We start from the raw sequence: 26058 nt of genomic DNA, 5'->3' as shown, positions 1-26058 counted from the left end.
TGACGCAACCTTTGGACATCGGAGTGGTTGGTGAGAGCCGCGCGCTCAGGCGTGCTGCTCGCTGAGCTCAGGCTCGGCGATGAAGCCCAGCGTGTGCTCGGGGACGAGATGCAGGCCCGGGTCCATCAGCTCGCCGCGCATGAGCGCGAGCGGCGCCTTGCGGTAGAGCATGAGGTCGTGGAACGGGTCGGTCAGGATCTTGGTCATCCAGACGAGGCCGGTCTCGACGTCGCGGATGAAGAACAGATGCACGGTGCGGAACAAGAGACCGCCGCCACCGACCACGAGCCAGATCTTGGCGACCTGCCGCACAAAGTCGCTCGCGCTGGCCCAGGGCGTGAACAGGCCGAACAGCGTCGGATCGGCGAACAGCACCAGCGGCGACAGGGCCCAAATCGCCATCAGCACCACCTTGCGCTGAAGGTTGTAGCCGACCTTGATCTCTTCCTTGTACTCGTGCGTCGCCTGGTTGATGTGGTCGTAATCGTGCGGCTCGAAGAAGAAGTGACCGGCCTGGCGCGAGGTCATCGAGACCAGCCAGCCGACCAGCGCCGAGATCATGGGATCGACGAACAGCCAGACATAAGCAAAGAGGAAGCTCAGCGCACTGACGAAGTGCAGGCTCTGATTGATGCGGCTGTGGTGATAGTAGCGGTGATCGTCCCAGCGCTGGATGCGCAGCTGCTCAAGGAATTCTTTGATCATTCTTTCCCCCAAAAGGCTTCGGGTCAGGAAATACAGGGATTCGATGTAGGGCGTGTGACATCATCATTTTGTCATGTGACGATGTGCGCGACGCGGTGACGCATGAACGCGTGGAGCCGTTTGGCTCAGGCCGCTTTGGCGACCTGAACTTTACGGAAGCGGACCAGCGAGAAATGGCCGAGCGGTGGAATCAGGCGGCGCTCGGCGAGCTCCATGCCATGCGCACTCGCGAGCCACTTCGCGTAGCGCGACCAGGCGAACTCGGCGGTGCGGAAGCCGAGGTGACGCACCACCGGCTGGAGTTTCTGCTCGATGAAGCGGCGCATGCCGGCGTCAGCGCTGACGCGGGTCAGGATGATCAATTCGCCGCCGGGACGCAGCACGCGGGCGAACTCGTCCAGCGCGACTTCCGGATTGGGCACGGCGGTGACGACATATTGCGCCATCACGACGTCGAAAGAATTGTCGGGAAATTCGAGCTTTTCGGCGTCCATCACCGCGAGGCCCTCGACGTTTTTCAGCTTCAGCTCCGAGACGCGGCGGCGCGCCTTGTCGAGCATGGCCTCCGAGATATCGGTGCCGAAGATGCGGACGTTCGGCGCATACAGCGGCAGCGAGATGCCGGTGCCGACGCCGACCTCGAGCACGCGGCCGCCGAGCTTGTTGGTCGCCGATATCGCGGCCTGCCGGCCCTTGGCGAACACCCCGCCGAACACGAGGTCGTAGACCGGTGCCCACCGGTCATAAGCCTGCTCGACCGTGCCGCGGTCGAGGTCGAGCTGCTGCGACTCTTCAAACTTCATGATCTTGGCCATTAGCAAAGTCCCGTTTGGTTCAGATGTTCATGGTCAGCCGCGTACCGGCCGCCGCGCCATGACGGGCGTCGGACGCAGCGAGCGGCTGGGCTGGAGTGAGGTGAGATTGCCGACGAACTGACGCGCACTGTTTTCCCAGGAGCGCGCCAGCGCGAAGTTGCGACAGGTCTCGCGCGACATGGTGAGCGCGCGCAGGCACGCGGCGCGCAGGTCATCGTCGATCGCGCCAATCGGATGATCGGCGATGACGTCCTTCGGACCGGTCACCGGAAACGCCGCAACCGGCGTGCCGCAGGCGAGCGCCTCGAGCTGCACCACGCCGAAGGTGTCGGTGAGGCTCGGGAATACGAAGACGCCGGCGGCTGCGAGATGCGCGGTGAGATCGGCGCCCTTCTTCTCGCCGAGGAAGACAGCGCCGGGATACTTCTTCTCGAGCTGCGCCTTCTGCGGGCCATCGCCGACGACGACCTTGGTGCCGGGCAGATCGAGCGAGAGGAACGCGTCGAGATTCTTCTCCACTGCGACCCGCCCCATCGCCATGAAGATCGGTCGCGGCAGGTCGATCGTGGCCGGACTATCGGGATGAAACAGCGTGGTGTCGACGCCGCGGGTCCAGAAGCCGAGCCGCTTGAAGCCGCGCTCGGAGAGCTCCTGCCGTAGCGACGGCGTCGCCACCATGGTCATGGCAGCGGCATCATGGAAGTGCCGCAGCACGGCGTAGCCGACGCTCACCGGAATGCCTGATCGCACCGAGACATATTCCGGGAAGCGCGTGGTGTAGGAGGTGGTGAAGGCAAGCCCGCGGCGGCGACAATAGGCGCGCGCCGCCCAGCCGATCGGGCCTTCGGTTGCGATGTGCAGCGCTTCCGGAGCCGTCGCCTCGATCCGCCGCGCGATCTCGCGGCCGCTCGGCAGCGCGATGCGCAGGCCCGGATAGGTCGGCAGCGGCAGCGACGGGAAGCCGTCCGGCGTCAGGAACTCGATCTCGACGTCGAGCGCCTTGGCGGCGGCGGCCAGCGAGGTCAGCGTCCGCACCACACCGTTAACCTGCGGATGCCAGGCGTCGGTCGCGATTAATACCCGCATGGGAAAATCCCGAGAGTTTGATGATTCTCGGCTTAGGACCATCAACGAAGGATATTTCAGGCGTGTGACGTCACAGAAGTGTCGGCCCACTGTTTTGTTCGTTAACGGGTCCGCATGGCCACGAAACTGTCATGAAACAATCCTTTCCGCGACGAAACCGTTTTCGGTTTTCCGCGCAAACGTCCCGAAACTTTTCGCCGCTACGAGTTTAGGCAACGGAGCACCGGTAGCGGTGCCGCGGTGGTCAAAAACACCGACCAAACAGGGGCGATCAATGTTCAATCTGGACACGTTCAAGACGTATTCGCGCGCCGTTGCCTTCGGTGCAGTTGCGATCTCCGCGATCGCGTTTGCCGGCCCGGCGCATGCCGCGCCCGTGCAGCTCTTCCCCTTCTTCGCGCCGCCGCCCGGCTTCGCCACGCCGCAGCCGCTGCAACCCTATCAGCCCTATCAGCCGGCGCCGTCCTATCAGACTGCACCGTCGGAAGATCAGGACAGCGTCGAGACGCCCGCCCGCTTTCGGCGCCAGGTCGTGAGCTATGCGACGCGCGAGGCGCCCGGCACCATCATCATCGATACGCCGAACACGTATCTCTACTACGTGCTCGGCAACGGCCAGGCCATGCGCTACGGCATCGGCGTCGGCCGTGACGGTTTCACCTGGTCCGGCGTCCAGTCGGTGACCAAGAAGGCCGAGTGGCCGGACTGGACCCCGCCGCCGGAAATGATTGCCCGCCAGCCTTATTTGCCGCGCCACATGGCCGGCGGTCCCGGCAACCCGCTGGGAGCCCGCGCCATGTATCTCGGCGGCACGGTCTACCGCATCCACGGCACCAACGCCCCCGAGACGATCGGCAAGCACGTCTCCTCCGGCTGCATCCGCCTGACCAATCAAGACGTCACCGACCTCTACTCCCGCGTCAACGTCGGCACCAAGGTCGTCGTGCTTCCGATGACCGACCGTCGCGCGGACCTCGGCAGCGCAACGCGCTAAGCGGCGAGACAAAAACGGCAATGCAAGCGGCTCCGGCAACCTCGGGGCCGCTTTCGTTTGCGCCGAAGATCGCGGCTTCCAAGCGTGCGCCGTCGTAGCCCGCATCGGCGGAGCGATATGCGGAGAGGCTCCCCGGGGTGTCGCTCCGCTCACCCGGGCGACAAGGTCAGCCGCCGAGCACGCGGTCGACCATCTGGCCGGAAAGGCCGAGATAGTTCGCGGGATCGCAGTGGCGGCGGATGGCATCGGCGCCGCCGAGCGCGGCCACGATCTCGGGAACGCCGGACAGGATGTCGGCGAGATCACCGCCGCCTTCGATCGCCTTGCGGCAGGCATCGTAGACGACGTCATGCGCATGCTGCCGGCCGAGCTTCGGCGCTGCGGCCATCATCACGGCTTCGGCGACGATGAGGCCGTGCGTCAGGCCGAGATTGGCGCGCATGCGATCCTCATGCACGACGAGGCCGGCCAGCATGAACTTCGCATTGGCAAGCGAGGACGCCGTGAGCAAAAAGCTCTCCGGCAGCGAGACCCATTCGAGATGCCAGGGACCGGTCGCGCGCTCGAAATCGTGGATCATGCCGTCGAGCATGGTCGCGACGTGCTGGCGCACGGCCTTGGCGGCGGCGAGCATCAGCTCGCTGGAGATCGGGTTGCGCTTCTGTGGCATGGTGGAAGACGCGCCGCGCCCATGCACGAAAGGCTCGGAGAGCTCGCCGAATTCGGTCGCGCACATCAGCATGACGTCGGTGGCGATCTTGCCGAGTGTGCCGGTGATGAGGCCGAGCAGCGTCACCGCTTCCGCAATGCCATCGCGCGCCACGTGCCAGGTGATCGGCGGCTGGTTGAGGCCGAGCTCCTCGCAGAACAGGCGTTGCATCTCGAGGCCGCCATCGCCAACCGAGGCGAGCGTGCCGGCCGCGCCGGAGAACTCACCAAGCAGGATGCGCGGCCGCGCCTGGTCGACACGCTCGATATTGCGGTCGATCGAGGACAGCCAGATCGCAACCTTGTAGCCGAACGTCACCGGCAGAGCCTGCTGCAGGTGCGTGCGACCGGCCATCGGCGTGTCGCGATGCCTGCGCGCGAGGTTGGCGAGAATCGCGCGCAGTTCCCTCAGGTCGCGCGCGACGATGTCGAGCGCGGCGCGGATCTGGAGCACGTTGGCGGTGTCCATGATGTCCTGGGTGGTCGCGCCCCAATGGACGTAACGGCCGGCCTCGCCGGCGGCCTCGGAGAGCTGATGCACCAGCGGCAGGATTGGATAGCCGACGATCTCGGTCTCGTGGCGGAGCTTGTCGAAGTCGAGCTTGATGCTGCGGGAGGCAGCATCGATCGCGGCCGCGGCATCCTTCGGCACGACGCCGGCACGGGCCTGGGCACGGGCGAGCGCAGCCTCGGCTTCCAGATAGCGGCCGACCAGCGCTTCATCCGAAAACACCGCGCGCATCTCGGCGGTGCCAAACATGTCGCGGAACAGCGTGGAATCGAAGACGGTGCTCGCCATGGGTTTCCTTCATTATGTTCGTGCATGAACGTATGCATCAACATAGTGGCATCAAGCGAAACGAGCGACAATCAGAGGTTGCCTAGATGCAATCCGTATGGTCAGGTTTGTTCTACGAGGAGCATCAGGATGAAAAAGACCGTTCTTGGCTATCGCGATCGCGCATCCGAGCTTCAGGGCATTCTCGTTACCGATGAGTCCGCCGCCAGCCGTCGTCCTGGCGTGGTACTGTTCCCCGACGCGCGCGGCATCGGCACGCATGCGATCGCGCGCGCCGAGCAACTGACCGCGCTTGGCTTTGTCGTGCTGGTGGGCGATCTCTATGGTGGCGGCAGGACGGCGCCGGACGTGCCGCAGGCGATCGAGCTGATGAACGGCCTGCGCGCCGATACCGCGCGCTGGCGCGAGCGGGCAGAGGCGGCACGGCTGGCGCTCGCCGGGCACAACACTGTCGACGCCACAAGGCTCGCGGCGATCGGTTATTGCTTCGGCGGCGGCACAGCACTGGAGCTGGCGCGGACCGGCGCCGATCTTGCGGCCGTCGTCAGCTTTCATGGCGGTTTCCCCAGCGAGCGGCCGGAGGATGCCGCGAACATCAAGGCGAGAGTCCTGGTGTGTCACGGGGCCGCGGACGCGCTGGTCTCGCTGACGCAGCTTGCGAATTTTGCGCGCGAAATGCGCACGACCAACGTCGACTGGCAGGCTCATGTCTATGGCGGCGCGGCCCATGGCTTCACCAATCCCGAGCTCATTGGTGAAAGCGTGCCGAACCACGCCTATCATGCCGACGCGGATCGCCGCTCCTGGGCCGCGATGCTCGACCTGTTCGAAGACGCCTTTGCAACGGCGATGCGTTGAATTGGAGGCGAAGCAGGACATGCCTTCAGCTGACCACAACACTGCCGCCGTCAGACTGCTCACGCCGGCGGACGCGGCGAGTTATCGACAGATCAGGCTGGAGGCGCTCGAAGCGCATCCAGGGGCCTACTCCAGCGTGTTTGTGCGCGAGAGAGACATGGCGCTTTCCTGGTTCGAGGAGCGCCTCGAAGCCTCTGACGTTTTTGGCGCCTTCATCGAACAGGAGTTGTGCGGCGTCGCCGGCTTTCGCCGGCAAGACGGGACGAAGACCGTGCACAAGGCGATGCTCTGGGGCATGTATGTGCGGCCAGCGGCGCGCCGCTTCGGTGTGGGACGTCGCCTCGTCGACGCCGTCGTGGCGCATGCGGCGCAACGGGTCGAACAGCTTCAATTGTCCGTCGTCAGCGACAACGAACCCGCCTTGCGTCTTTATGCCAGTGCCGGGTTCGTCGAATACGGCCGCGAACCGAAGGCGCTCAAGCAGGACGGCCGATATTTCGATGAGATCTTGATGAAGCTGTTTCTGGACGGGAGCAGCGGATGAATGAACCGCAACCAAGAACCCTGCTCGACGGCGGCAAGTATTTCGAGGCCCCGCGCTGGCATGCGGGGCGGCTCTGGTTCGTCGACTGCATGGCGCGCACCTTGCTCAGCATCGGCCCATCGGGCGACCGCACGGAACATGCCACCTTCGCCGACGACGTGCCTTGCGGCACGGGAGTTCTGCCTGATGGCAGGCTGGTGGTGCTGACCATGTTCCGCAAGCGCCTCCTGACATATGCAGACGGCGAGCTTTCGCTCTATGCCGATCTATCAGGCATCGCCACCGGCACGATCGACGACATGATCGTCGACGGACTCGGACGCGCCTATGTCGGTGATCTCGGCTTCAATCTTCCGCCGCCGCCCGGCCGCGGCGCCGATGGGCGCATCATCTTGGTGACGCCGGATGGCCAGGGGCGCGTCGTCGCCGAAGGGTTGCGCTTTCCCAACGGCATCGCGATCTCGGCCGGTCATGACAGGCTCGTCGTCGCCGAGATGGACGGCGAATGTCTCGCCGACTACGAGATCGCACGCGATGGCAGCCTGCTTCTCCGCCGCCACCTGGCTTGCGGGAAGGAACCGGACGGCATCTGCCTCGATCGCGACGGCGCCGTCTGGGTCGCGTCTTATGGCGAAGACGCCTTCATCCGGATCGATCGCGATGGACGCGAGCGGCAGCGCATCAACGTCCCCGGACGCCGCGGCATTGCATGCGCGCTCGGCGGCGCCGATCGCAGAACGCTGTTCTGCATCAGTGCGGAGACATCGCCGGAGGAGCTGAGGCAAGGGAAGTCGTCCGCGCGGATCGACGCTGTCGAGGTAGAGACACCCGGCTCGGGTTATCCCTGAGCCGCCACATTCATCGGCGCCGCCAACAGGCCGCGTCCAAGCCACACTCGAGCTCCATGCCCAGCTGCACCAAACAGGCTACCTGATCACCTCCCAGAAGATCACGACCTCCGCCACGAAGGCGAGCGTGAACAGGATGGTTCGCACATAGGGAACGCCGGCCAAGTAGACGACGGCGTGGGCAAGCCGCAGATAGAAGAAGCTTGCGGCGCAGAACGCGGTCGTCGCATTGGCCTGGCCCGCAAGTTGCGCGACGATGACCAATGCTGCAAACGGCGCGAACACCTCGATCGCGTTCAGGTGGGCGCGGTTGGCGCGCTGGCCCCATGCGGGCACCGGCCGCGGCAGAGCGGGATCGGCATAGTTCTTCGGCTCGAGCGGGCCGTTGGTCCTGACCTGGCAGACGATATAGGGAATCCACAAAGCGGCGGTCAGCATCGCCGTCACGGCCAGATATTTGAGGTCGGTCGTCATCTGCGCCTCCCGGAATGGATGCCTCCGGTCGCTGGATGCGGCCGGTCGGCCCTATCCAGACGTACGGGGCGGCGCCGGATCGACACCGCGGGCGGCTTTTCTTGATCACTGGATCGTGCGCAAAGGTGAGGTCGATCCGGCCGCCACGGTGCATCTCCGCCCGGTTTCGGCCACTCTGGCGCCGCGTTCCCCCGCCCTGTAGACTCGCAAGCCGGGGCCGGTTCGGGGGATTAATGCGTCTGACGTTGAACTTGAAGACTATTCTGATCGCGATCGCGGTGATCGCGGTGTCGTTTTTCGTGAGCCTGAAGGCCATGGACTGGTTGTCGCCGCGCGGCGCAGGGACAGCGCCCGCCGTCACTCCATTGCCGCCACTGCCGCCGGTCTCGAAAAGCTCGATCGTGGTGGCGCCCGTTGCAATCGCGCTGTCGGCGATCCGCGAAGCCGCCGACAAGAGCGCGGCCCGTAATTTCACTGGCAAGGCCGACAATCCGATCTCGCAGATCCTGCAGAACGCCGATATCGGCTGGACCGCCTCGCGGGGGCCGATTGCCGCGAGCGGCGACAAGGACGCGCTGACGCTGTCGACGCCCCTGACCGGAAAGCTCAACGTCACGGGATCGCTGTCCTCGAAAGCGACCGGCGCGCTCGGCGAGGCGCTCGGCAGCGTGCTCGGCAACAACGCCGCCAAGCAGATCGGCGCTGTCAACATCAAGAACCTGAATGCCAGTGCCGAGATCAAGGGCAACGTGGTCATCACCTCACGCCCGAAACTCGCTGCCAACTGGCACCTCGAGCCAAATCTCGGCGCGCAGGTCAATCTCGGCGACACCAACCTCTCGGTCGCCGGCGCGAAGGTCAACGTGCCGGCGCAGATCAAGCCGCTGATCGACAAGACCGTCAACGATCAGCTCAACGTGGTCGCTGAACGCATCCGCAACGATTCGAGCCTGCGCGACAATGCGAAAGCGCAATGGATCAAGGCCTGCCGCTCGATGCCGCTGCAGGGCTCGGGATCCTCAGCCGCATTGCCGCCGCTCTGGCTGGAGATGAAGCCGATCCGCGCGATCGCAGCGCAGCCGCGCGTCGATGCGCAGGCCGTGACGCTGCTTCTCGGCATCGAGGCCGAAACCCGCGTCACCACGAGCCAGACCAAGCCCGAGTGCCCGTTCCCCGAAAAGATCTCGATTGTGCCGCCGACCGGCACCGGCGTGAACATCGGCGTGCCGATCGACGTACCCTTCACCGAGATCAACAAGCTCATCGCAGCCCAGATGGTCGGCCATACCTATCCGGAAGACGGATCGGGTCCAGCCGACGTTACCGTGAAGAGCGTCAACGTTGTCCCCTCGGGCGACCGGCTCCTGATTTCGCTTCTGGTGCGCGCCAAGGAGAAGAAGAGCTGGTTCCGGCTGGGCGCCGAGGCAACCGTGCACATCTGGGGGCGACCGATGCTCGACCAGGCGCAGCAGACGCTGCGGCTCGCCGACATCCAGCTCGCGGTGGAGTCCGAGGCTGCATTCGGGCTTCTTGGTGCCGCGGCGCGCGCCGTGGTGCCGCATTTGCAGCAGGCGCTGGTGCAGAAGGCGACGCTCGACCTGAAGCCGATCGCCGCCAATGCGCGCGACAAGATCGCGGCCGCGATCGCCGACTACCAGAAGACCGGGGACGGCCTGCGCGTCGAGGCCAATATCGACAGCCTGACGCTCGCCGACATCGCCTTCGATTCTAAGACACTCCGCATCATCGCGGAGGCCGGCGGCTCGCTGAACGTGTACGTGACGAAGCTGCAGGGAATGTAGGTCTCTCCTACTCCCTCTCTGAACCTCCTCCGAACTGATGGACACCTGTAGTAGGCTCGAAGAGCCAGGAGGTGTCGGATGGAAGGACGTCAACGTCGGTCGTTTACGGACGACTACAAGCGGCAAGCGATTGATCTGGTCGCATCGAGTGGCCGCTCGATCGGATCGGTGGCCAAGGAACTTGGCCTGCGCGATTCCGTGTTGCGGCGGTGGGTAGAGCAACGTGGGGCCAGGCGGGAGCCGACGGCGGCGTCGCGGCGCCCCACGACGCAGGCGGCGCTGCCGTCGGCGGACCACGCGGCGGAGATCGCCCGTTTGCAGCGAGAGAACGAGCGGCTGCGCATGGAGCGCGACATTTTAAAAAAATCGATCGCGATCTTTGCTGGAGTTCAGAAATGAGATTCCGCTTCATTGAAGATCGCCGTGCCGACTATCCGGTGATGATCATGTGCGACGTGCTCGGCGTCTCGCCTGCTGGCTATTATGCCTGGCGGGCGCGCCCGGAGAGCGCGCGAGCCGCCGCCAATCGTGAGCTCGTCGGCGATATCAAGCGGGTTCACCGCGACACCAATGGCCGCTATGGCAGCCCGCGCATCCATGCCGAGTTGAGGGCTCAGGGCCGCGGGGCGAGCCGCGGTCGCATCGAGCGATTGATGCGCCGCCACGGTATCAGGGCCATCATGGCGCGGCCACGACGGGTGCGCACCACCGACAGCCGTCACGACTTCCCGATCGCCGCGAATCTGCTCGAGCGCAACTTCATCGCCGCAGCGCCGAACCGGATCTGGCTCGCCGACATCACGTACGTCGAGACTGATCAGGGCTGGCTTTATCTGGCCACGGTCATGGACCTCTACAGCCGCAAGATCGTCGGCTGGGCGATGGCGGATCATTTGCGCGCCGAACTGCCATTGGCGGCCTTAGCGATGGCCATTGCGACACAGCGGCCTGGCGCCGGCCTGATCCACCATTCAGATCGCGGCGTTCAATACGCCTCCGCGGAGTATCGCAAGATGATGCAGTCCGCCGGCTTCCGAGCCTCGATGAGCCGCAGGGCCGATTGCTATGACAACGCTCCGATGGAGAGTTTCTTCCACACGCTCAAAACCGAACTCGTCCATCACCAGCATTATGCAACACGTGAGGAAGCCACACGTGATATCTTTGCTTACATCGAGGGCTTCTACAATCGAACACGTCGCCACTCGGCCATCGGATATCTCAGCCCGATCGAGATGGAGCTAAAAGCAGCTTAACCCTGTCCATTTTTTCGGGGGAAGATCACTCCCCGTTCTTACGGGGAGAGGGTTGGGGTGAGGGGCCGCTTCCACGCAAACGGAGGCAGATGGACTCGCGGAGAGTCCCCCTCACCCGCAAGCGGGGAGAGGCGAAGGAACAGCGCCAGCCCCTTCCCTTTTTGCATTCCGCTATGACGGGGATCGCTTAGCTGCGGCCGCTGATTGCCGCTAGAACGGCTCCTGTAACCAAACCCAAAGAAACAACACAGGGAGAACAACCATGCACAAACTGTTTGCCGCCGTCGCGGCGTCCTTCGCCCTTGCGGCCAGCGGCGGCGCAGCGCAGGCGCAGATTTCCGACGACGTCATCAAGATCGGCGTGCTCACGGACATGTCGAGCCTCTATGCGGATGCCACCGGCAAGGGCTCGCTCGCCGCGGTGCAGATGGCGGTCGCCGATTATGGCGGCAAGGTCGCCGGCAAGCCGGTCGAGGTCGTCGCCGCCGACCACCAGAACAAGCCCGACGTCGGCGTCAACATCGCGCGCAACTGGTACGACAACGAGAAGGTCGACGCGATCTTCGACGTACCCACCTCCTCGGTGGCGCTGCCGATCTCGGCGCTGACGCGCGAGAAGAACAAGATCAACATCAATTCCGGCGGCGGCTCCTCCGACATCACCGGCGCCCAATGCTCGCCCAACACCGTGCACTGGACCTACGACACCTATGCGCTGTCGAACGTCGCGGGCAAGGCGATGGTGAAGCGCGGCGAGGACACCTGGTTCTTCGTCACCGCCGACTACGCCTTCGGCCAGGCGCTGGAGCGCGACGCCGCCAACGTCGTCAAGGAAAGCGGCGGCAAGGTGCTCGGCGACGTCCGCCATCCGCTCAACTCCTCCGACTTCTCCTCCTTCCTGCTCCAGGCCCAGGCCTCCAAGGCCAAGGTTGTGGCGCTGGCCAATGCCGGCGGCGACACCACCAATGCGCTGAAGCAGGCCTCCGAGTTCGGCCTCACGCAAGGCGGGCAGAAGATGATCGCGCTGTTGCAGGAGATCACCGACACGCGCTCGCTCGGCATCAAGGCCACGCAGGGCCTGATCGTCACCGATGCTTTCTATTGGGACATGAACGATGAGACACGCGCCTTCTCAAAACGCTTCAACGACAAGGTCGGGCACATGCCGACCATGATCCAGGCCGGGCTCTATTCGGCGACCATGCACTATCTGAAGGCGATCGAGGCCATCAAGACCGACGAGGCACCGAAGGTGATGGAGCAGATGCGCGCCACCCCGGTCAACGACTTCTTCGCCAAGGGCGGCAAGATCCGCATCGACGGCCGCATGGTGCACGACATGTATCTGTTCGAGGTCAAGAAGCCCGAGGAGTCCAAGGGCGAGTGGGACCTCTACAAGCTGATCGCCACCGTGCCGGGCGACGAAGCATTCCGTCCGCTCGAGAAGGGCGGCTGCCCGCTCGTGGGGCATTGAGTTGCCTTCTCCCTCTCCCCGTTCTTACGGGGAGAGGGCTGGGGTGAGGGGCTCTATCCACGAGCACGGTGAGGGCTGGACTCCTGGGGAATCCCCCTCACCCGGATCGCATCTTGCGATGCGATCCGACCTCTCCCCGCAAGCGGGGCGAGGTAAAGAAAAACACGACAACGCGCCCGGACAAACCGGGCGCGTTGCGTTTGAAAGTCAGCTGAGCCGCATTACTCGGAGTACTTGAACTCCGGCATCTTCTTCAGCTCGTCCTTGGTCGCGTTGAACATGGCGTGGTCCGGGTACCACTTCGACCCCAATGACGTCGGGGCAGCTGGCGCGGTGCTTGGCGCAGCGCCTGTGGTCGTGGTCGAACCGGGGCGTCCGGCCGGGTTTGCGCCAGGCGGGCTCGTGTTGCTTGCGGTGCCATAGGACACCGGCTCGGTCGAGAACTTCACCTTGTCGAACGGCACCGCGACGAGGTGCTCGCCCATGCCGAGAAAGCCGCCGACGCCGAGCACGACGAGCTTGATGTTGCCGCTCTTGTCCATCAACAGATCGCTGATCGAGCCGACGCTCTCATTGGCGTCGTTGTAGACCTTCAAGCCCACCACTTTCGACGCGCGCCAGTCACCCGAGGCCGACGTCGTTGCCGTCGACGTGGCGGCCGCGTTCGGTGCCTTGTCGGTCGTGGTCGTCGGATTCTGAGCGAACGCGACAGTTACAAGCAACGCGGAACCGGCAAGGCCGGCCGCGATCGATTTCATCAACATGATGTCCTCTCCTTCATCGAAAACTTGTGTGGAGAAAACCGCGCACGTCGTCCGACAGTTCCAAACCTGCGGCAATTTCGTCGCGCGTTTCGCGCGCGTTGCATCGCGAAGCGAGTTCCGCAGCGAAGAGATTTTGAATCGAACGCGAAGGCCACGCACAGTTCCCCGCCGACTCGTCACGCGCCCTGGGAGACGCGTGAGAGACGACGGGGACTGCGCCGACCTGCGTCGCGGTCAGGTCTTGTAGTCGATGAGCAGCGCGGAGATCTGCGAGCTGCTCGACGAACTGTTTGCATTTCCGGAAGCGCCGTAGGACGACGTCGACGACGACATCGATTGCTGGAGCGCCTGCAGGAATTGCTGGAGGATCTCTGCAGTGGTCGTGCTGTCGCTCGAGGTGCTGCTGGTCGAATCCGTCGAGGAGCTGGACGAGGTGGAGGAGCTGTCGTCCGGCGGCGGCGGGCCGGGCGGCGGTCCGCCCGCGCCTCCCGGACCACCAGCGCCGCCCGGGCCGTTGGCGAAGGCGGACTGGAACACGCCCTTCAGCTCGGTGGCCTGGTCGGAGGTCAGCGTGCCGTTCGAGACTTCATTGGCTATGAGGTCGTCGATCTTCGACTTCATGTCCTCTGGCGAGGATGAGGTGCCGCTGGACGCATCGCTCGAGCGGCTCTGCTGGATCGCCGAATCGATATCGGTGAGCGCGGTCGAGAGCGCGGATTGATCCGACGAGGAGATCGTGCCGGCCGAGACCTCCGACTGCAATTCCTGCTGCAAGCGCTGCAGCGGCGACTGATAGGTGCCGGCGGAGGCCGCCGAGATCGAAGTCATGATGGCTCCGTGGGTTTTGCGGGGTTCCTTAACTGACGGCGTCACGGTATGGTTAACGGACTTAACGAGACCTTGCCGTCACCCCTTCAGGACGTTACCGGACGTTGCGGAAAGCGCCTTCAGAAACATCCGGAAACAAAAAACTTCGCCCTTCAAACCGAATCTCCGACAAACAGAGCACATGGCCATTCCTTCGCCCAACATCCTGGTCGTCGAGGACGACCGCGAAACCCGGACGTTGATTGCGAAATACCTGCGCAACAACGCCTGCAACGTCACTGCCGTCAGCGACGGCCGCGAGATGACGCGCGCGATGGCCGACCATCGCGTCGACCTGATCATCCTCGACGTCATGCTGCCCGGCGAGGACGGCTTAAGCCTCTGCCGCAAGGTGCGCTCGGAGGCGCAGACGCCGATCATCATGCTGACCGCGCGCGGCGAGGACGTTGACCGCATCGTCGGGCTCGAGATGGGCGCGGACGACTACCTGCCGAAACCGTTCAATCCGCGCGAGCTCCTGGCGCGCATCAACGCGGTACTGCGCCGGCAGGCCGCGGCGCAGGCCGCCAGCTCCATCGAAGGCGCGAGCACGCTGGCCTTCGAGGGCTGGCGCATCGACCTGCGGCTGCGCGAGCTGCGCAACCCCGACGGCGCGCGCGTCGCGATGACGAGCGCGGAGTTCGACCTGCTGCGCACCTTCTGCGAGCGGCCCGGCCGCGTGCTGTCGCGCGACAGCCTGCTGGACCTCACGCAGGGCCGCGCCACCGGCTCGTTCGAGCGCTCCATCGACGTGCTGGTCAGCCGCATCCGCCGCAAGATCGAACCCAACCCGCAGGATCCCACCATCATCAAGACGGTGCGCTCGGGCGGCTATCTGTTCACGCCGAGGACGGAAGCGGTTGCGGCGCCCCTGAACAGCTGAGCTAAAGCGGCCCGCCATGAGTTTGTTCGGGTTCTTCCATCTCAGGAGCATCGGCGGACAGATCGCCGCCCTCGTCGTTGCGTCGATCATCGCGCTTCATCTGATCCTCACCGGCAGTTTCCTGATCAGCCGGCCGGACCGCGCCGAGATGCCGCCGGACAGCTCGCATCAACTGGCCAATGCCGCCCTGCTGCTCGGCAGCGCAGGCGCGAGCGAGCGGCCGCGGCTGATCGCCGATATCGCCCGCGCGTTTCCCACGCTCGACATCGTCGAGCTCGCGCCAGGAGCGGCCGCTGCAATCGAGGACACCGAAGGCCAGCACCTGCACGGGATGCGCCGGCATCTCGGTCACGGCTACAAGGTGATGGCGCTATCGCCCGAGGGCGGCGAGCACCGGGTCGGCGTCCAGTTGCCCGACGGCACGATGATTGCCGGTCGTGTCGAGCCGGGGCCGCGGCCGCCGCGCTTCTGGGGCGGGCCGTGGATGATAACGCTGCTGTTCGTGCTGATCAGCGTCACCATGCTGGGCTTGTGGGCCGCGCATGCGCTCGCTCGCCCGCTGTCATCCTTTGCGCGCGCCGCCGAAGGTTTCAGCCTCGACGGCACCGCCGAGCCGCTGCCCGAGCGCGGGCCCGAGGAGATCCGTTCCGTCGCGCGCGCGCTCAATCGCATGCAGGAGCGGATCGCGGGACTGATGGCCGACCGCACAAAAATGCTGGCGGCGATCAGCCACGATCTGCGCACGCCGATCACGCGGCTGCGCCTGCGCGCTGAATTCATCGAGGACGAAGGCAACCGCAAGCGCATGCTGATCGATCTCGACCAGATGCGCACGATGCTGGAATCGGTGCTGTCGCTGCTGCGCAACGACCGCAGGCTCGAGGCGGTGACGCTGGTCGACATCGCAAGCACGCTGCAGCTGATCGCCGATCAGTTCGCCGACATGGGCCACACCGTGCATTACGACGGCCCCGCCTCGGCGACCGCCGCGGCGCGGCCCGATGACCTGCATCGCGGCGTCACCAACCTCGTCGAGAACGCGGTGCGCTACGGCGCCGAGGTCACGATCCGCCTCGACGTCGCCGGCACCAAGCTGACCATCGACGTCGAGGACGACGGTCCCGGCATTTCCGACGAGCGCAAGCAGGCGATGCTGGAGCCGTTCGTGCGCGGCGACGACGCGCGCAACATGGACGACACCACCGGCTTCGGGCTCGGCCTCTCCATCGCACGTGCGATCGCGATCGCCCATGGCGGCGAGCTGTCGCTGCATGACCGCCAGCCGAATGGCCTGATCGTGCGCATGCAGCTGCCGGTCTGGCAGCCGAACTGCCTGGCAGCGTAGGCGCCTGCTTCACCTCTCCCCATGGGAGAGGTGTAAGGAGATTATGCGCGCCGCTTCAGGCGGCGAGCGCATGCTCGTGCGCCGGCTCGTCGTAGATCGCGATCGCCTCGAAGCGATAGCCGCAGGCGCGGCATTTCCAGAGATAGGAGACCCGGCCATTGCCCGGCTCGATCCAGTCGGGATGCGCGATCGGTGTGCCGCATTGCGCACAGGGATTCTGCCTGGGGATGTCGCCGATGTCCGCTTGAATCAGGTCAGAGTGCGTCAGGGTCATGGCACGTCTCCCGATACGTGTGTTTCTTATCTGTTGTTGGGCAGGTGCGCGAATGGACAGGCCCGCTGTCGCGTGCGGCCTCAGCCTGCTGCACCTCACCTGCGGAAAACTTAACGCATGTTTAAGTCGTAAAGACGACGTCGCGACCGAAATATTTTACGGCGACGTTTCGCCACATCATCGCCGTGTTCCACAGGCCTAACGCGCACAGTGCAGGTCACTTAGACCGAGAGATATTCGATGAAAACTTTAATCGTTGCCGCCGCAATTGCGGCCGGACTGTCATTGCCGCACGCGGCAGTCGCGGGCGAAGCAGAGTACGCCGAGATGGTTGCGGCGCATGCGCGCGCGAACGGCGTGCCGGAAGCGCTGGTGCATCGCGTCATCATGCGTGAAAGCCGCTATCAGCCGCATCTGATCGGCCATGGCGGCACGATCGGGCTGATGCAGATCAAGCTCGCGACCGCCCGCGGGGTTGGCTACACCGGCGACGCCGCCGGCCTGCGCGATCCCGAGACCAATCTCACCTATGCCGTGAAATATCTCGCCGGCGCCTATCGCGCCGCCAATGGCGATTACGGCCGAGCCATTCATTATTATGCAGGCGGCTATTACTACGCCGCAAAGCAGCAGCGGCTTCAGGTGGCGCAGCAGGCGGACGCGTTCGGCAACGCCTGGCTCGAGCCGAACGGCAATCCGCAGCCGATGTTCGCCCCGCGCAAGCGGATTGCGCGAAACGTCGCCAGCGCCCGTGCGCAGGTTCCCCACTAGTCACCGTCATTCCGGGGCGGTCCGCAGGACCGAGCCCGGAATCTCGAGATTCCGGGTCTGGCGCTTGCGCGCCATCCCGGAATGACGGTGATTTGACGACCACGTTGACACACAGCGTCGCTGGCATACATTAGCGCCGTTCCGAGGGGAGCTCCGAGGAGGAGCTGAGATACCGCTAAATGGGTGGGAACGCCCAGGACCGCGGTGACCCTTTGAACCTGATCCGGGTCATGCCGGCGAAGGGACAGGGATGTACCAGACGACCAAACGACCGGATTCACCGGTTTCCATCATCGGCGCAGGCATCGCAGGAGCCTGGCAGGCCCTGTTGTTCGCGCAGGCCGGCCATTCCGTCACTCTGCACGAGCGCAGTGACGCGGCCATGACGGACGCCACCAGCCACTGGGCCGGCGGCATGCTCGCGCCCTATTGCGAGGCCGAGGTCGCCGAGCCCATCATCAGCCGGCTGGGCCTGCGCTCCCTCGACATCTGGCGGCGCGAATTGCCGGATACGCCGTTCAACGGCTCGCTGGTCGTGGCGCTCCCGCGCGAGCGCAACGACTTCGAGCGCTTTGCGAGGATGACGGAGGGCCATCAGCGGCTCGATGCCGCCGGCCTTGCCGCGCTCGAGCCGTCGCTCGAAGGGCGCTTCCGCGAGGCGCTGTTCTTCCCGACCGAGGGCCATGTCGAGCCGCGCCGCGTGCTGCCGAAGCTGCACGAGCGCATCCGCGCCGCCGGCGGCACCATCAAGTTTTCCAGCGACGTCAGCGCCAAGGATCTCGACGGCATCGTGATCGACTGCCGCGGCCTCGTAGCCCGCGACGAGGCGCCCGAGCTTCGCGGCGTCAAGGGCGAGATGATCCTGATCGAGACCGACGAGGTCCAGCTTGCCCGTCCGGTGCGGCTGATCCATCCGCGCTGGCCGCTCTACGTGATCCCGCGCGAGGCGGGCCTGTTCATGCTGGGCGCGACCTCCATCGAGGCGGAGGACACCGGCGTCAGCGTCCGCTCGGCGCTGGAGCTTCTGGGCGCGGCCTATGCGGTGCATCCGGCCTTTGGCGAAGCCCGCATCGTCGAATTCGGCTCGGGTCTTCGCCCCGCCTTCCCCGACAATCTGCCGCGCATCGGCGTTCGCGGCGACAGGATCGCGGTCAACGGGCTCTATCGCCACGGCTTCCTGATCGCGCCGGCGCTCGCCGAGCTGACGCTCGCCTACGTCGAGCGCGGCCAGATCGACAATGAGGTGATGCAATGCGCGTGATCATCAACGGCGAGCAACGCGAGGTGATTTCGGCAAGCGTCGGCGCGCTGCTCACCGAGCTCGACTACGAAGGCACGCATTTCGCCATCGCGCTCAACTACGACGTGGTGCCGAAAAGCCGCTGGGCCGAGACGAGCCTCAAGGCCGGCGACGAGATCGAGATCATCACGCCGCGGCAGGGAGGGTAAGGATGCAGGTGCACTCTTTCCATCCGTTTGGCCCGTCATTCCGGGGCACGCGAAGCGTGAACCCGGAATCTCGCGCAACAACTTCGAGATTCCGGATCGGTCCGCGTTCCGCGGACCGTCCGGAATGACGGGAGAGCCCACATGGTGACCTTCTACGGCAAGTCCTTCGCCTCCCGCCTCCTGATCGGCAGCGCGCTCTATCCCTCGCCTGCGATCATGCAAGGAGCGATCCGCGCCTCGGGCTCGAACATCGTCACCGTGTCGCTGCGGCGCGAGGCCGCCGGCGGCAAGACCGGGGACGCCTTCTGGAACCTGATCCGCGAGCTCGACGTCACGGTGCTGCCGAACACCGCCGGCTGCCGCAGCGTGCGCGAAGCCGTGACCACCGCAAAGCTCGCGCGCGAATTGTTCGGAACGTCCTGGATCAAGCTCGAAGTGATCGCCGACAACGACACGCTCCAGCCCGACGTCGTCGGCCTGGTTGAAGCCGCCGCCATCCTGATCAAGGAGGGCTTCGAGGTCTTCCCCTACTGCACCGAGGATCTCTCCGTCGCGAACCGCCTGGTCGACGCCGGGTGCAAGGTGGTGATGCCGTGGGCCGCGCCGATCGGCAGCGCCAAGGGCATCACCAATCGCGACGCGCTGAAACTGCTGCGCGAGCGGCTGCCGGACATCACGCTGGTTGTCGACGCCGGCATCGGCGCACCGAGCCACGCGGCGCACGCGCTCGAGCTCGGCTATGACGCCGTGCTGCTCAACACCGCGATCGCGAAAGCCGCCGATCCCGTCGCGATGGCGAACGCCTTCCGCCTCGGCGTCGAGGCTGGTCGCACCGCTTATGAAGCCGGGCTGATGGACGCCCGCGACTTCGCCTCCCCGTCAACCCCCGTCGTTGGGACCCCGTTCTGGCATGCCGTATCCTGATCCCTTCTACGCGGTCGTCGACAGCCTCGCCTGGGTCGAGCGCCTGGCCAAGCTCGGCGTCGGCACGATCCAGCTCCGCGCGAAAAATCTGAACGACGCGGAGGCGCTCCAGATCGTCACCGACGCGCTCGCGCTGACTGAGGGCACGCCAGCCAAGCTCGTCGTGAACGACTATTGGCGCGCGGCGATCGTCGCCGGCGCAAAACATCTGCATCTCGGCCAGGAGGATCTGGTCGACGCCGACCTCAAGGCCATCCGCGATGCCGGCCTGACGCTTGGCATCTCCACTCATGACGACGCGGAGCTCGCGACCGCGCTCGCGGCCGAGCCCGACTATGTCGCGCTGGGACCGATCTTCTTCACCACGCTGAAATCGATGCGCTTCGAACCGCAGGGCATTCCAAAAATCACCGAATGGAAGAAGCGCATCGGCAGCATCCCACTGGTCGCGATCGGCGGCATCAAGTTCGAGCACGCCGCGGAGATTTTTGCGGCAGGCGCGGATTCCATCGCCGTCGTCAGCGACGTTACGCAAAACGCCGACCCCGATGCGCGGGTGCGGCAATGGCTCGGGCTTAGTAGCAAGGAGGCTGCGTGAAGAATTTTCCACCAGCGTCATTCCGGGGCACGCGAAGCGTGAACCCGGAATCTCGCGCCACAACGTCGAGATTCCGGATCGGACCGCGTATCGCGGTCCGTCCGGAATGACATCAAAGGAATAAGGAGGATCCCATGAACATCCGCTCCAACCCCGACAAGACCGTTCCAGCCGTCACCACCGGCCCGCTGCCCTCCTCGCGAAAAATCTTTGCTTCGCCCGAAGCGGCGCCCGATCTGCGCGTGCCGCTGCGCGAGATCATCCTCTCGGAAGGCGCAGGCGAGCCGAACCTGCCGGTCTATGACACGTCCGGCCCCTACACCGATCCCTCCGTCACGATCGACGTCAACGCGGGCCTGTCCCGCAACCGCAAGGCCTGGGTGCTCGAGCGCGGCGGCGTCGAGGAATATGAAGGCCGCACGATCAAGCCGGAGGACAATGGCGGCGTCTCCACCGAGAAGGCGGCGCGCGCGTTCAGCGCTTACCACAAGCCGCTGCGCGGCCTCGACGGCCACAAGATCACGCAGCTCGAATTCGCCCGCGCCGGCATCGTCACCAAGGAGATGATCTACGTCGCCGCGCGTGAAAACCTCGGCCGCAAGCAGCAGCTCGAGCGCGCGGAGCAGGCGCTGGCCGACGGCGAGAGCTTCGGCGCCGCGGTGCCGGCCTTCATCACGCCGGAGTTCGTTCGCTCCGAGATCGCGCGCGGCCGCGCCATCATTCCGAGCAACATCAACCACAGCGAGCTCGAGCCGATGATCATCGGCCGCAACTTCCTCACCAAGATCAACGCCAATATCGGCAACTCGGCGGTGACCTCGTCGGTCGAGGAGGAAGTCGAGAAGATGGTGTGGGCGATCCGCTGGGGCGCCGACACCGTGATGGACCTCTCGACGGGCCGCAACATCCACACCACGCGCGAATGGATCCTGCGCAACTCGCCGGTGCCGATCGGCACCGTGCCGATCTACCAGGCGCTTGAGAAGTGCAACGGCGATCCGGTGCAACTCACCTGGGAGCTCTACAAGGACACGCTGATCGAGCAGTGCGAGCAGGGCGTCGACTATTTCACGATCCACGCCGGCGTGCGCCTGCAATACATCCACCTCACCGCAAACCGCGTCACCGGCATCGTCTCGCGCGGCGGCTCGATCATGGCGAAGTGGTGCCTGGCGCATCACAAAGAGAGCTTCCTCTACACGCATTTCGACGAGATCTGCGATCTCATGCGCAAGTACGACGTCTCGTTCTCGCTCGGCGACGGCCTGCGTCCGGGTTCGATCGCCGACGCGAACGACCGTGCGCAGTTCGCCGAGCTGGAGACGCTAGGTGAGCTCACCAAGATCGCGTGGGACAAGGGCTGCCAGGTCATGATCGAAGGCCCCGGCCACGTGCCGATGCACAAGATCAAGATCAACATGGACAAGCAGCTCAAGGAGTGCGGCGAGGCGCCGTTCTACACCCTCGGGCCTCTGACGACCGACATCGCACCCGGCTATGACCACATCACGTCAGGCATTGGCGCTGCCATGATCGGCTGGTTCGGCTGCGCCATGCTCTGCTACGTCACGCCGAAGGAGCATCTGGGCCTGCCCGATCGCAACGACGTCAAGACCGGCGTCATCACCTACAAGATCGCCGCCCACGCCTCCGATCTCGCCAAGGGCCACCCGGCCGCCCAGCTCCGCGACGACGCGCTCTCCCGCGCCCGTTTCGAATTCCGCTGGACCGACCAGTTCAACCTCGGCCTCGATCCGGACACCGCAAAGAGCTTCCACGACGAGACCCTGCCGAAGGAAGCCCACAAGGTCGCCCACTTCTGCTCGATGTGCGGTCCAAAGTTCTGCTCGATGAAGATCACGCAGGACGTGCGCGACTATGCGGCCACGCTGAACGATCCGAACAATGTCGGCATGTCGATGGCCGGCACCATCGAGGACGGCATGGCCAAGATGAGCGAGAAGTTCAAGGAGATGGGCTCAAGCGTGTATCTGGATGCGGAGAAGGTGAAGGAGAGCAACAGGGCGCTGTGAGGCTCTCCGCTCGTCATGTCCGAGCTTGCCCCGAACATCCATCGAAAGTGAAGAAGCCGGGCGAAAGCCCGGCTTTCTGTTTAACGCCTGCGGAGAAGCCAGCTCGTAGGGTGGGTTAGCGTAGCGTAACCCACCACTTTGCCATCCGAAATCTCACCAGAAGTGGCGGGTTACGCCTTGTGCCGTCGCGTGTTGAAAGACCGCGCTTGTGAGCGGCTAATCCACCCTACGCAGCCTTAGCTCAACGACGCCAATTCACGCGCGAGATTTTCGCGGGCGCGGCGATCATATATCGCGGCGAAGCCGGGATCGGGATAGATCACCGGGCGGACGGCGAACTGGCGAAGCACCCTGGCGCGGCCGGCGCGATAGTCGGCATCGCTGACATGGATGAACTCCTGACGGATGTCGGCGGCATAGGCATCGTAGCGCGCTGGCTCTGCGCCGAGAATGCTGAGGTCGATCGAGATCAGGACCGCCCCAAGGCGATCATCTGCCTTAACCTCGTGCGTTTTCGTCAGACGGATCAAGCGACCGACCTCGTGGCGAAGATGGACGCCGACGTGCCGTTCGGCCAGTTCGGCGCTGAGCTCTTCATTGTCCGATCGGATTGGATCGTAGACAACGTCGTGCCACCAGATCGCTTCCGACAAGACCTCGCGCTCGCGCACTGAGAGCCCTTCCACCTGCGCCAGCGCAGCAAGACAGTCCTCGATATGCGCGAGGTTGTGATAATGGCGGCCAGGTGCCGCATAGGCGGCAGCCAATTCTTCGCGATTCATCACCAGGGTATAGGACGCGAAGGGTAGAAATGGTAGCCGTCGGTCCGAGCCGCCGGACGAACGTTTCGCCCGTCGCATGCAAGTTCATTGGCCTTTTCGATGTCCGACAGCGATCTGCACCGCCTCCCCGACCAACTCCGTACCAACCTCCGCCTCGTCTTCGTCGGCACCGCCGCCAGCACGCGCTCGGCCGCCCTCGGCCACTACTACGCCCATCCCGGCAACCGCTTCTGGCGCGCGCTCCACGAGGTCGGCATCACGCCGCGCCGCTATCAGCCGAGCGAGTTTGCCGCGTTGCTCGAGCTTGGGATCGGCTTCACCGATCTGTCCAAGTCGGGCGCCGGGATGGACCACCAGATTCCGGCTCAGTCGATCGATGTGGCGAGGTTTCGGATCAAGATGGAGCGGTATCGTCCGAAGACCATTGCCTTCACGAGCAAGAAGGCTGCGAGCTTGTTCTACGGCAAGCCGTCCGCGATAATCCCGCTGGGCAGGCAGCAGAGCGACGGGCACTTTCCCAACGTGTTCGTGCTCGCCTCGCCGTCCGGCGCTGCGTCCGGCCATTGGACGTTGCAGCCCTGGCGTGAGCTTGCGGCGTGGATCGCTTCGTTGGACGTTCAACGGGCACAGACCTCATCCTGAGGAGACCGCCACCGGGTCCGCGCAAAGCGCGGCCCGATGACAGGCTCCGCGGTCGTCTCGAAGGATGGCCGCGGGCGATGTGCGGGCCTTCATGGTTCGAGACGGCGCTTCGCGCCTCCTCACACCATGAGGGTTTGGCTTCCTCAGTGCCGCCACGCGCTCACCCCTCATCCCGCATACGCGCGGTCCAGATCCGCGATCACGATCTTCTTCATCTGCATCATGGCCTGCATGACGCGACCCGCCTTGGTGCGATCGGGGTCGCCGAGGTAGCGGCCGAACGCGGTCGGGATTACCTGCCAGGACAGGCCGAACTTGTCCTTGAGCCAGCCGCAATTGGATTCCGCGCCGCCGTCGGCGGTGAGCTTCGCCCAGAAATAGTCCACCTGCTCCTGGGTCTCGACGCTGATGAAGAACGACACCGCCTCGTTGAAGCGGTATTGCGGCCCGCCATTGAGTGCGTTGAAGCGCTGCCCTTCGATCGGTCTCGACCTCAGCGTTGGGGAACACCGACTTGTAGAAGGCGACGGCCTCGGGGACGTTGTTGTCGAACCAGAGAAACGGCGTGATGGAGGTCATGTTTCGGCATCCTTGATGCTGGGATGGGACGTGCAGGCGCGGGCCCGCCCGGAGGACGAACAAGAGGTCCGACATCCGACGGGCACGGGATCATTTTTTTCGGCCATCCTGTATGATGGGCCCGGAGTTGTCCGTCGAGGAGCCGCCACCCATGCTGACCCTCTATTCCTACCCCCAACTTTTCGGCGTCGCCGACAACAACGGCTACGGCCTCAAGGTCTACGCCTTCCTGAAGCTTGCCGGCGTGCCGTTCGTGCACGAGCACGTGTTCGATGCCTCCGCCGCGCCGCGGGGGCAGCTGCCTTATGTCATCGACGACCGTAAGACGATCGGCGACAGCGAGACCATCATCGCGCATGCGATCGCGAAATATCGCCTGACCATCGATGCCGCGCTGTCACCGGAGCAGCGACGGACCAATCTCCTCGTCACGCGCATGCTGGATGATCTCTACTGGGTGATGTCGTATTCGCGCTGGAAGGACGAGCGCTATGTCCAGGCGTTTTGCGATGCGTTCATGACGCAGCATCCGAAAGTGGATGCGGCGGGGCTGGAGAAGGCAAAGGCCTACAACGCGCAGCGCTATTATTTCCAGGGCATCGGCCGCTACACGCCCGAGCAGGCCTATGCGCGGGGGCTTGCCGATCTCGAGGTGCTGGCCGAGATCGTACCGGCGGGAGGCTTCGTGCATGGGCCGGCGCCCACCAGCGTCGATGCCGGCATCTACGGCTTTCTCGCCAACATCCACTTCTTTCCGATCCCGACGCCGCTGAAGGCCTTTGTCGATGCGCACGAAAATCTCGTCGCGCATTGCGAAAGGATTCATGCGGCGGTCGGTTCGTAGTTCGTAGGGTGGGCAATGCGACTTGTCCGCCGTAGCTCGAAGAGCGAAGGCGGAAGCGTGCCCACCACTTCTGTCTCAGTCAAGGAAAGATGGTGGGCACGGCGCTGACGCGCCTTTGCCCACCCTACAACCCAGCCTCGCTTATCGCATAGTGATCGCGAGGCCGCTGAGGTCCGCATTCGCCATCAGGCCGACTTGCGTGCCGGAGAGCTCCAGCACGGCGCCCTTCTGGTTGGTCAGCACGATGGCGCGGGCACCCGCACCCACTGCAAGGCCGGCACCGGCGGCGCCGTAGACGCCGGCGACGTCCGAGGGGCGATTGATGTTGCTGACACGGCCGCGCAGCACGGTCTTGGAGCCGCCGAAGACGAGGCCGTAGTCGAGGCCGCCGGTCGAGAGCGAATAGGCGCGGCCGCGGAAGTTGAGCACGCCCGAGCCACCCGAGCCGCCGATGATCCAGCCCGCCTTGTAGATCGTGAGCGTCACGAAGCCGCTGTCGGCCTGCGCGGCCGTTGAGAGGCCGGCGAAAGCGGCGATGGCGACAAGCGCGGCGCGAAAGCTGGATGCGAACTTCATGAGGTGGCTCCGGAAATGTTTGGCGGGGGAAAGCGAATCAGGACGCGCGAATCTACCCGATGGATCGCGGCGGCAAAATGTTCGGATGCGACAGCAGTACGCACAATGCGTCCCCTCTCCCCGTTCTTGCGGGAGAGGCGAAGGAAAGAGTGCCAGGATAGAATTCTGCCGGTGATTTGCCCGACGTGTCAACCGCCTTTTCGGTCTTCCCGAATGTCACCTTTCCGCCCATCTCTGCTTTGCATGGGGTTGTTTTCGACATTTTCATCGGAGCGGGGCCGCGGCGGTCTTTCCGGCCGTGGAGAGGCGCCAGAAGCGCGGATGTCGTTGCAAGTCCCTCACATGCAGCTAGGCTACCGCAATC

27 protein-coding genes, 1 pseudogene and 1 riboswitch are annotated in these 26058 nt (G+C 64.7%); of the genes and pseudogenes, 17 read left to right on the top strand and 11 right to left on the bottom strand.

The window, feature by feature from the left end:
- Window positions 1–45: 45 nt before the first annotated feature.
- The 3 genes from NLN62_RS29400 to NLN62_RS29390 form a co-directional block, all read right to left on the bottom strand.
- On the bottom strand, window positions 46–705 hold the full coding sequence (locus tag NLN62_RS29400) for a hypothetical protein (RefSeq protein ID WP_027522377.1): 660 nt from the start codon (window positions 703–705) through the stop codon (window positions 46–48).
- Window positions 706–830: 125 nt separating this feature from the next.
- Window positions 831–1520 (bottom strand): methyltransferase domain-containing protein, encoded by a 690-nt coding sequence (locus tag NLN62_RS29395; protein WP_027522378.1) that lies wholly within the window; start codon window positions 1518–1520, stop codon window positions 831–833.
- 33 nt (window positions 1521–1553) lie between these two features.
- Window positions 1554–2606 (bottom strand): glycosyltransferase family 1 protein, encoded by a 1053-nt coding sequence (locus NLN62_RS29390; protein WP_254111171.1) that lies wholly within the window; start codon window positions 2604–2606, stop codon window positions 1554–1556.
- A gap of 274 nt (window positions 2607–2880) precedes the next feature.
- On the opposite strand from NLN62_RS29390, the gene NLN62_RS29385 reads away from it, so the two are divergent.
- The gene (locus NLN62_RS29385; protein WP_027522380.1) at window positions 2881–3600 is read left to right on the top strand and encodes a L,D-transpeptidase; all 720 of its coding nucleotides are present in this window, start codon (window positions 2881–2883) and stop codon (window positions 3598–3600) included.
- A gap of 166 nt (window positions 3601–3766) precedes the next feature.
- Here the strand turns inward: NLN62_RS29385 and pcaB are convergent, their stop codons facing one another.
- A complete protein-coding gene (gene pcaB, locus NLN62_RS29380) occupies window positions 3767–5107 on the bottom strand; it encodes a 3-carboxy-cis,cis-muconate cycloisomerase (protein WP_254111170.1) in 1341 nt (446 codons plus the stop codon).
- A 129-nt stretch (window positions 5108–5236) separates the two neighbouring features.
- Here pcaB and NLN62_RS29375 point away from each other — a divergent pair, with 129 nt between their 5' ends.
- From NLN62_RS29375 to NLN62_RS29365, 3 genes are read left to right on the top strand one after another with little or no spacing between them, the layout of a single operon-like run.
- The gene (locus tag NLN62_RS29375; RefSeq protein ID WP_035661964.1) at window positions 5237–5965 is read left to right on the top strand and encodes a dienelactone hydrolase family protein; all 729 of its coding nucleotides are present in this window, start codon (window positions 5237–5239) and stop codon (window positions 5963–5965) included.
- Between the two features lie 19 nt (window positions 5966–5984).
- Window positions 5985–6509: a GNAT family N-acetyltransferase gene (locus tag NLN62_RS29370; RefSeq protein ID WP_027522383.1), complete on the top strand. Its 525-nt coding sequence runs from the start codon at window positions 5985–5987 to the stop codon at window positions 6507–6509.
- Window positions 6506–7357 carry an SMP-30/gluconolactonase/LRE family protein gene (locus tag NLN62_RS29365; RefSeq protein ID WP_035661967.1) on the top strand — a complete coding sequence of 284 codons (852 nt, stop codon included), beginning with the start codon at window positions 6506–6508 and terminating at the stop codon, window positions 7355–7357. Before NLN62_RS29370 ends, NLN62_RS29365 begins: the two co-directional genes overlap by 4 nt.
- Before the next feature lie 78 nt (window positions 7358–7435).
- Here NLN62_RS29365 and NLN62_RS29360 read toward each other — a convergent pair whose 3' ends face one another.
- Entirely contained in the window at window positions 7436–7831 is a 396-nt protein-coding gene (locus tag NLN62_RS29360) for an MAPEG family protein (protein WP_027522385.1), read from the bottom strand.
- 233 nt (window positions 7832–8064) lie between these two features.
- Between NLN62_RS29360 and NLN62_RS29355 the strand changes: the two genes are divergently transcribed.
- The 3 genes from NLN62_RS29355 (at window position 8065) to NLN62_RS29345 (ending at window position 12363) form a co-directional block, all read left to right on the top strand.
- Window positions 8065–9633, top strand: coding sequence for a DUF4403 family protein (locus tag NLN62_RS29355; protein WP_254111169.1), 1569 nt, complete (start codon window positions 8065–8067; stop codon window positions 9631–9633).
- Between the two features lie 78 nt (window positions 9634–9711).
- Window positions 9712–10889 (top strand): IS3 family transposase gene (locus NLN62_RS29350; RefSeq protein WP_254107522.1). Its coding sequence is split into 2 segments (ribosomal slippage): window positions 9712–10009 and window positions 10009–10889, totalling 1179 coding nucleotides; the frame shifts between segments, so codons are not numbered across the junction.
- A gap of 262 nt (window positions 10890–11151) precedes the next feature.
- Complete coding sequence (locus NLN62_RS29345) at window positions 11152–12363, top strand: ABC transporter substrate-binding protein (protein WP_027522387.1); 1212 nt, start codon at window positions 11152–11154, stop codon at window positions 12361–12363.
- Between the two features lie 221 nt (window positions 12364–12584).
- Here the strand turns inward: NLN62_RS29345 and NLN62_RS29340 are convergent, their stop codons facing one another.
- Both NLN62_RS29340 and NLN62_RS29335 read right to left on the bottom strand, forming a co-directional pair.
- Window positions 12585–13127 carry a PRC-barrel domain-containing protein gene (locus tag NLN62_RS29340; RefSeq protein ID WP_027522388.1) on the bottom strand — a complete coding sequence of 181 codons (543 nt, stop codon included), beginning with the start codon at window positions 13125–13127 and terminating at the stop codon, window positions 12585–12587.
- A gap of 234 nt (window positions 13128–13361) precedes the next feature.
- The gene (locus NLN62_RS29335; RefSeq protein WP_027522389.1) at window positions 13362–13955 is read right to left on the bottom strand and encodes a hypothetical protein; all 594 of its coding nucleotides are present in this window, start codon (window positions 13953–13955) and stop codon (window positions 13362–13364) included.
- A gap of 181 nt (window positions 13956–14136) precedes the next feature.
- On the opposite strand from NLN62_RS29335, the gene NLN62_RS29330 reads away from it, so the two are divergent.
- Both NLN62_RS29330 and NLN62_RS29325 read left to right on the top strand, forming a co-directional pair.
- Complete coding sequence (locus NLN62_RS29330) at window positions 14137–14877, top strand: response regulator (RefSeq protein ID WP_027522390.1); 741 nt, start codon at window positions 14137–14139, stop codon at window positions 14875–14877.
- Between the two features lie 16 nt (window positions 14878–14893).
- Window positions 14894–16222, top strand: coding sequence for an ATP-binding protein (locus NLN62_RS29325; RefSeq protein ID WP_027522391.1), 1329 nt, complete (start codon window positions 14894–14896; stop codon window positions 16220–16222).
- Between the two features lie 55 nt (window positions 16223–16277).
- Here the strand turns inward: NLN62_RS29325 and NLN62_RS29320 are convergent, their stop codons facing one another.
- Window positions 16278–16496: a hypothetical protein gene (locus tag NLN62_RS29320; RefSeq protein WP_156944220.1), complete on the bottom strand. Its 219-nt coding sequence runs from the start codon at window positions 16494–16496 to the stop codon at window positions 16278–16280.
- Window positions 16497–16736: 240 nt separating this feature from the next.
- Here NLN62_RS29320 and NLN62_RS29315 point away from each other — a divergent pair, with 240 nt between their 5' ends.
- The 6 genes from NLN62_RS29315 to thiC all read left to right on the top strand — a co-directional run bounded on the left by NLN62_RS29315 (window position 16737) and on the right by thiC (window position 22271).
- Window positions 16737–17267: a transglycosylase SLT domain-containing protein gene (locus NLN62_RS29315; protein ID WP_027522393.1), complete on the top strand. Its 531-nt coding sequence runs from the start codon at window positions 16737–16739 to the stop codon at window positions 17265–17267.
- A gap of 134 nt (window positions 17268–17401) precedes the next feature.
- Window positions 17402–17530, top strand: a riboswitch (TPP riboswitch).
- Window positions 17518–18528: an FAD-dependent oxidoreductase gene (locus tag NLN62_RS29310; RefSeq protein ID WP_254111168.1), complete on the top strand. Its 1011-nt coding sequence runs from the start codon at window positions 17518–17520 to the stop codon at window positions 18526–18528. Its footprint overlaps the riboswitch before it by 13 nt.
- Window positions 18519–18716: a sulfur carrier protein ThiS gene (gene thiS, locus NLN62_RS29305; RefSeq protein WP_027522395.1), complete on the top strand. Its 198-nt coding sequence runs from the start codon at window positions 18519–18521 to the stop codon at window positions 18714–18716. The genes NLN62_RS29310 and thiS overlap by 10 nt, the downstream gene beginning before the upstream one ends.
- Window positions 18717–18857: 141 nt before the next feature.
- Window positions 18858–19640 carry a thiazole synthase gene (locus tag NLN62_RS29300; RefSeq protein WP_254111167.1) on the top strand — a complete coding sequence of 261 codons (783 nt, stop codon included), beginning with the start codon at window positions 18858–18860 and terminating at the stop codon, window positions 19638–19640.
- Window positions 19627–20238 carry a thiamine phosphate synthase gene (locus NLN62_RS29295; protein WP_027522397.1) on the top strand — a complete coding sequence of 204 codons (612 nt, stop codon included), beginning with the start codon at window positions 19627–19629 and terminating at the stop codon, window positions 20236–20238. The genes NLN62_RS29300 and NLN62_RS29295 overlap by 14 nt, the downstream gene beginning before the upstream one ends.
- A gap of 134 nt (window positions 20239–20372) precedes the next feature.
- The gene (thiC, locus tag NLN62_RS29290) at window positions 20373–22271 is read left to right on the top strand and encodes a phosphomethylpyrimidine synthase ThiC (protein WP_254111166.1); all 1899 of its coding nucleotides are present in this window, start codon (window positions 20373–20375) and stop codon (window positions 22269–22271) included.
- A gap of 236 nt (window positions 22272–22507) precedes the next feature.
- Here the strand turns inward: thiC and NLN62_RS29285 are convergent, their stop codons facing one another.
- Window positions 22508–23053 carry a phosphohydrolase gene (locus NLN62_RS29285; protein WP_254113745.1) on the bottom strand — a complete coding sequence of 182 codons (546 nt, stop codon included), beginning with the start codon at window positions 23051–23053 and terminating at the stop codon, window positions 22508–22510.
- Between the two features lie 99 nt (window positions 23054–23152).
- Here NLN62_RS29285 and NLN62_RS29280 point away from each other — a divergent pair, with 99 nt between their 5' ends.
- The gene (locus NLN62_RS29280) at window positions 23153–23695 is read left to right on the top strand and encodes a mismatch-specific DNA-glycosylase (protein WP_254111165.1); all 543 of its coding nucleotides are present in this window, start codon (window positions 23153–23155) and stop codon (window positions 23693–23695) included.
- A 167-nt stretch (window positions 23696–23862) separates the two neighbouring features.
- Here NLN62_RS29280 and NLN62_RS29275 read toward each other — a convergent pair.
- Window positions 23863–24274: pseudogene (locus tag NLN62_RS29275) on the bottom strand (VOC family protein).
- 151 nt (window positions 24275–24425) lie between these two features.
- On the opposite strand from NLN62_RS29275, the gene NLN62_RS29270 reads away from it, so the two are divergent.
- Window positions 24426–25118: a glutathione S-transferase family protein gene (locus NLN62_RS29270; RefSeq protein WP_254111164.1), complete on the top strand. Its 693-nt coding sequence runs from the start codon at window positions 24426–24428 to the stop codon at window positions 25116–25118.
- 141 nt (window positions 25119–25259) lie between these two features.
- On the opposite strand, the gene NLN62_RS29265 is transcribed toward NLN62_RS29270, so the two are convergent.
- Window positions 25260–25694 (bottom strand): hypothetical protein, encoded by a 435-nt coding sequence (locus NLN62_RS29265; RefSeq protein ID WP_027522402.1) that lies wholly within the window; start codon window positions 25692–25694, stop codon window positions 25260–25262.
- Window positions 25695–26058 lie beyond the last annotated feature (364 nt).

This window comes from Bradyrhizobium sp. CCGUVB23 (assembly GCF_024199885.1).
Classification (GTDB): domain Bacteria; phylum Pseudomonadota; class Alphaproteobacteria; order Rhizobiales; family Xanthobacteraceae; genus Bradyrhizobium.
Note: the sequence above shows the minus strand (reverse complement) of the source record. Positions and strands in the feature narration are given on the sequence as shown.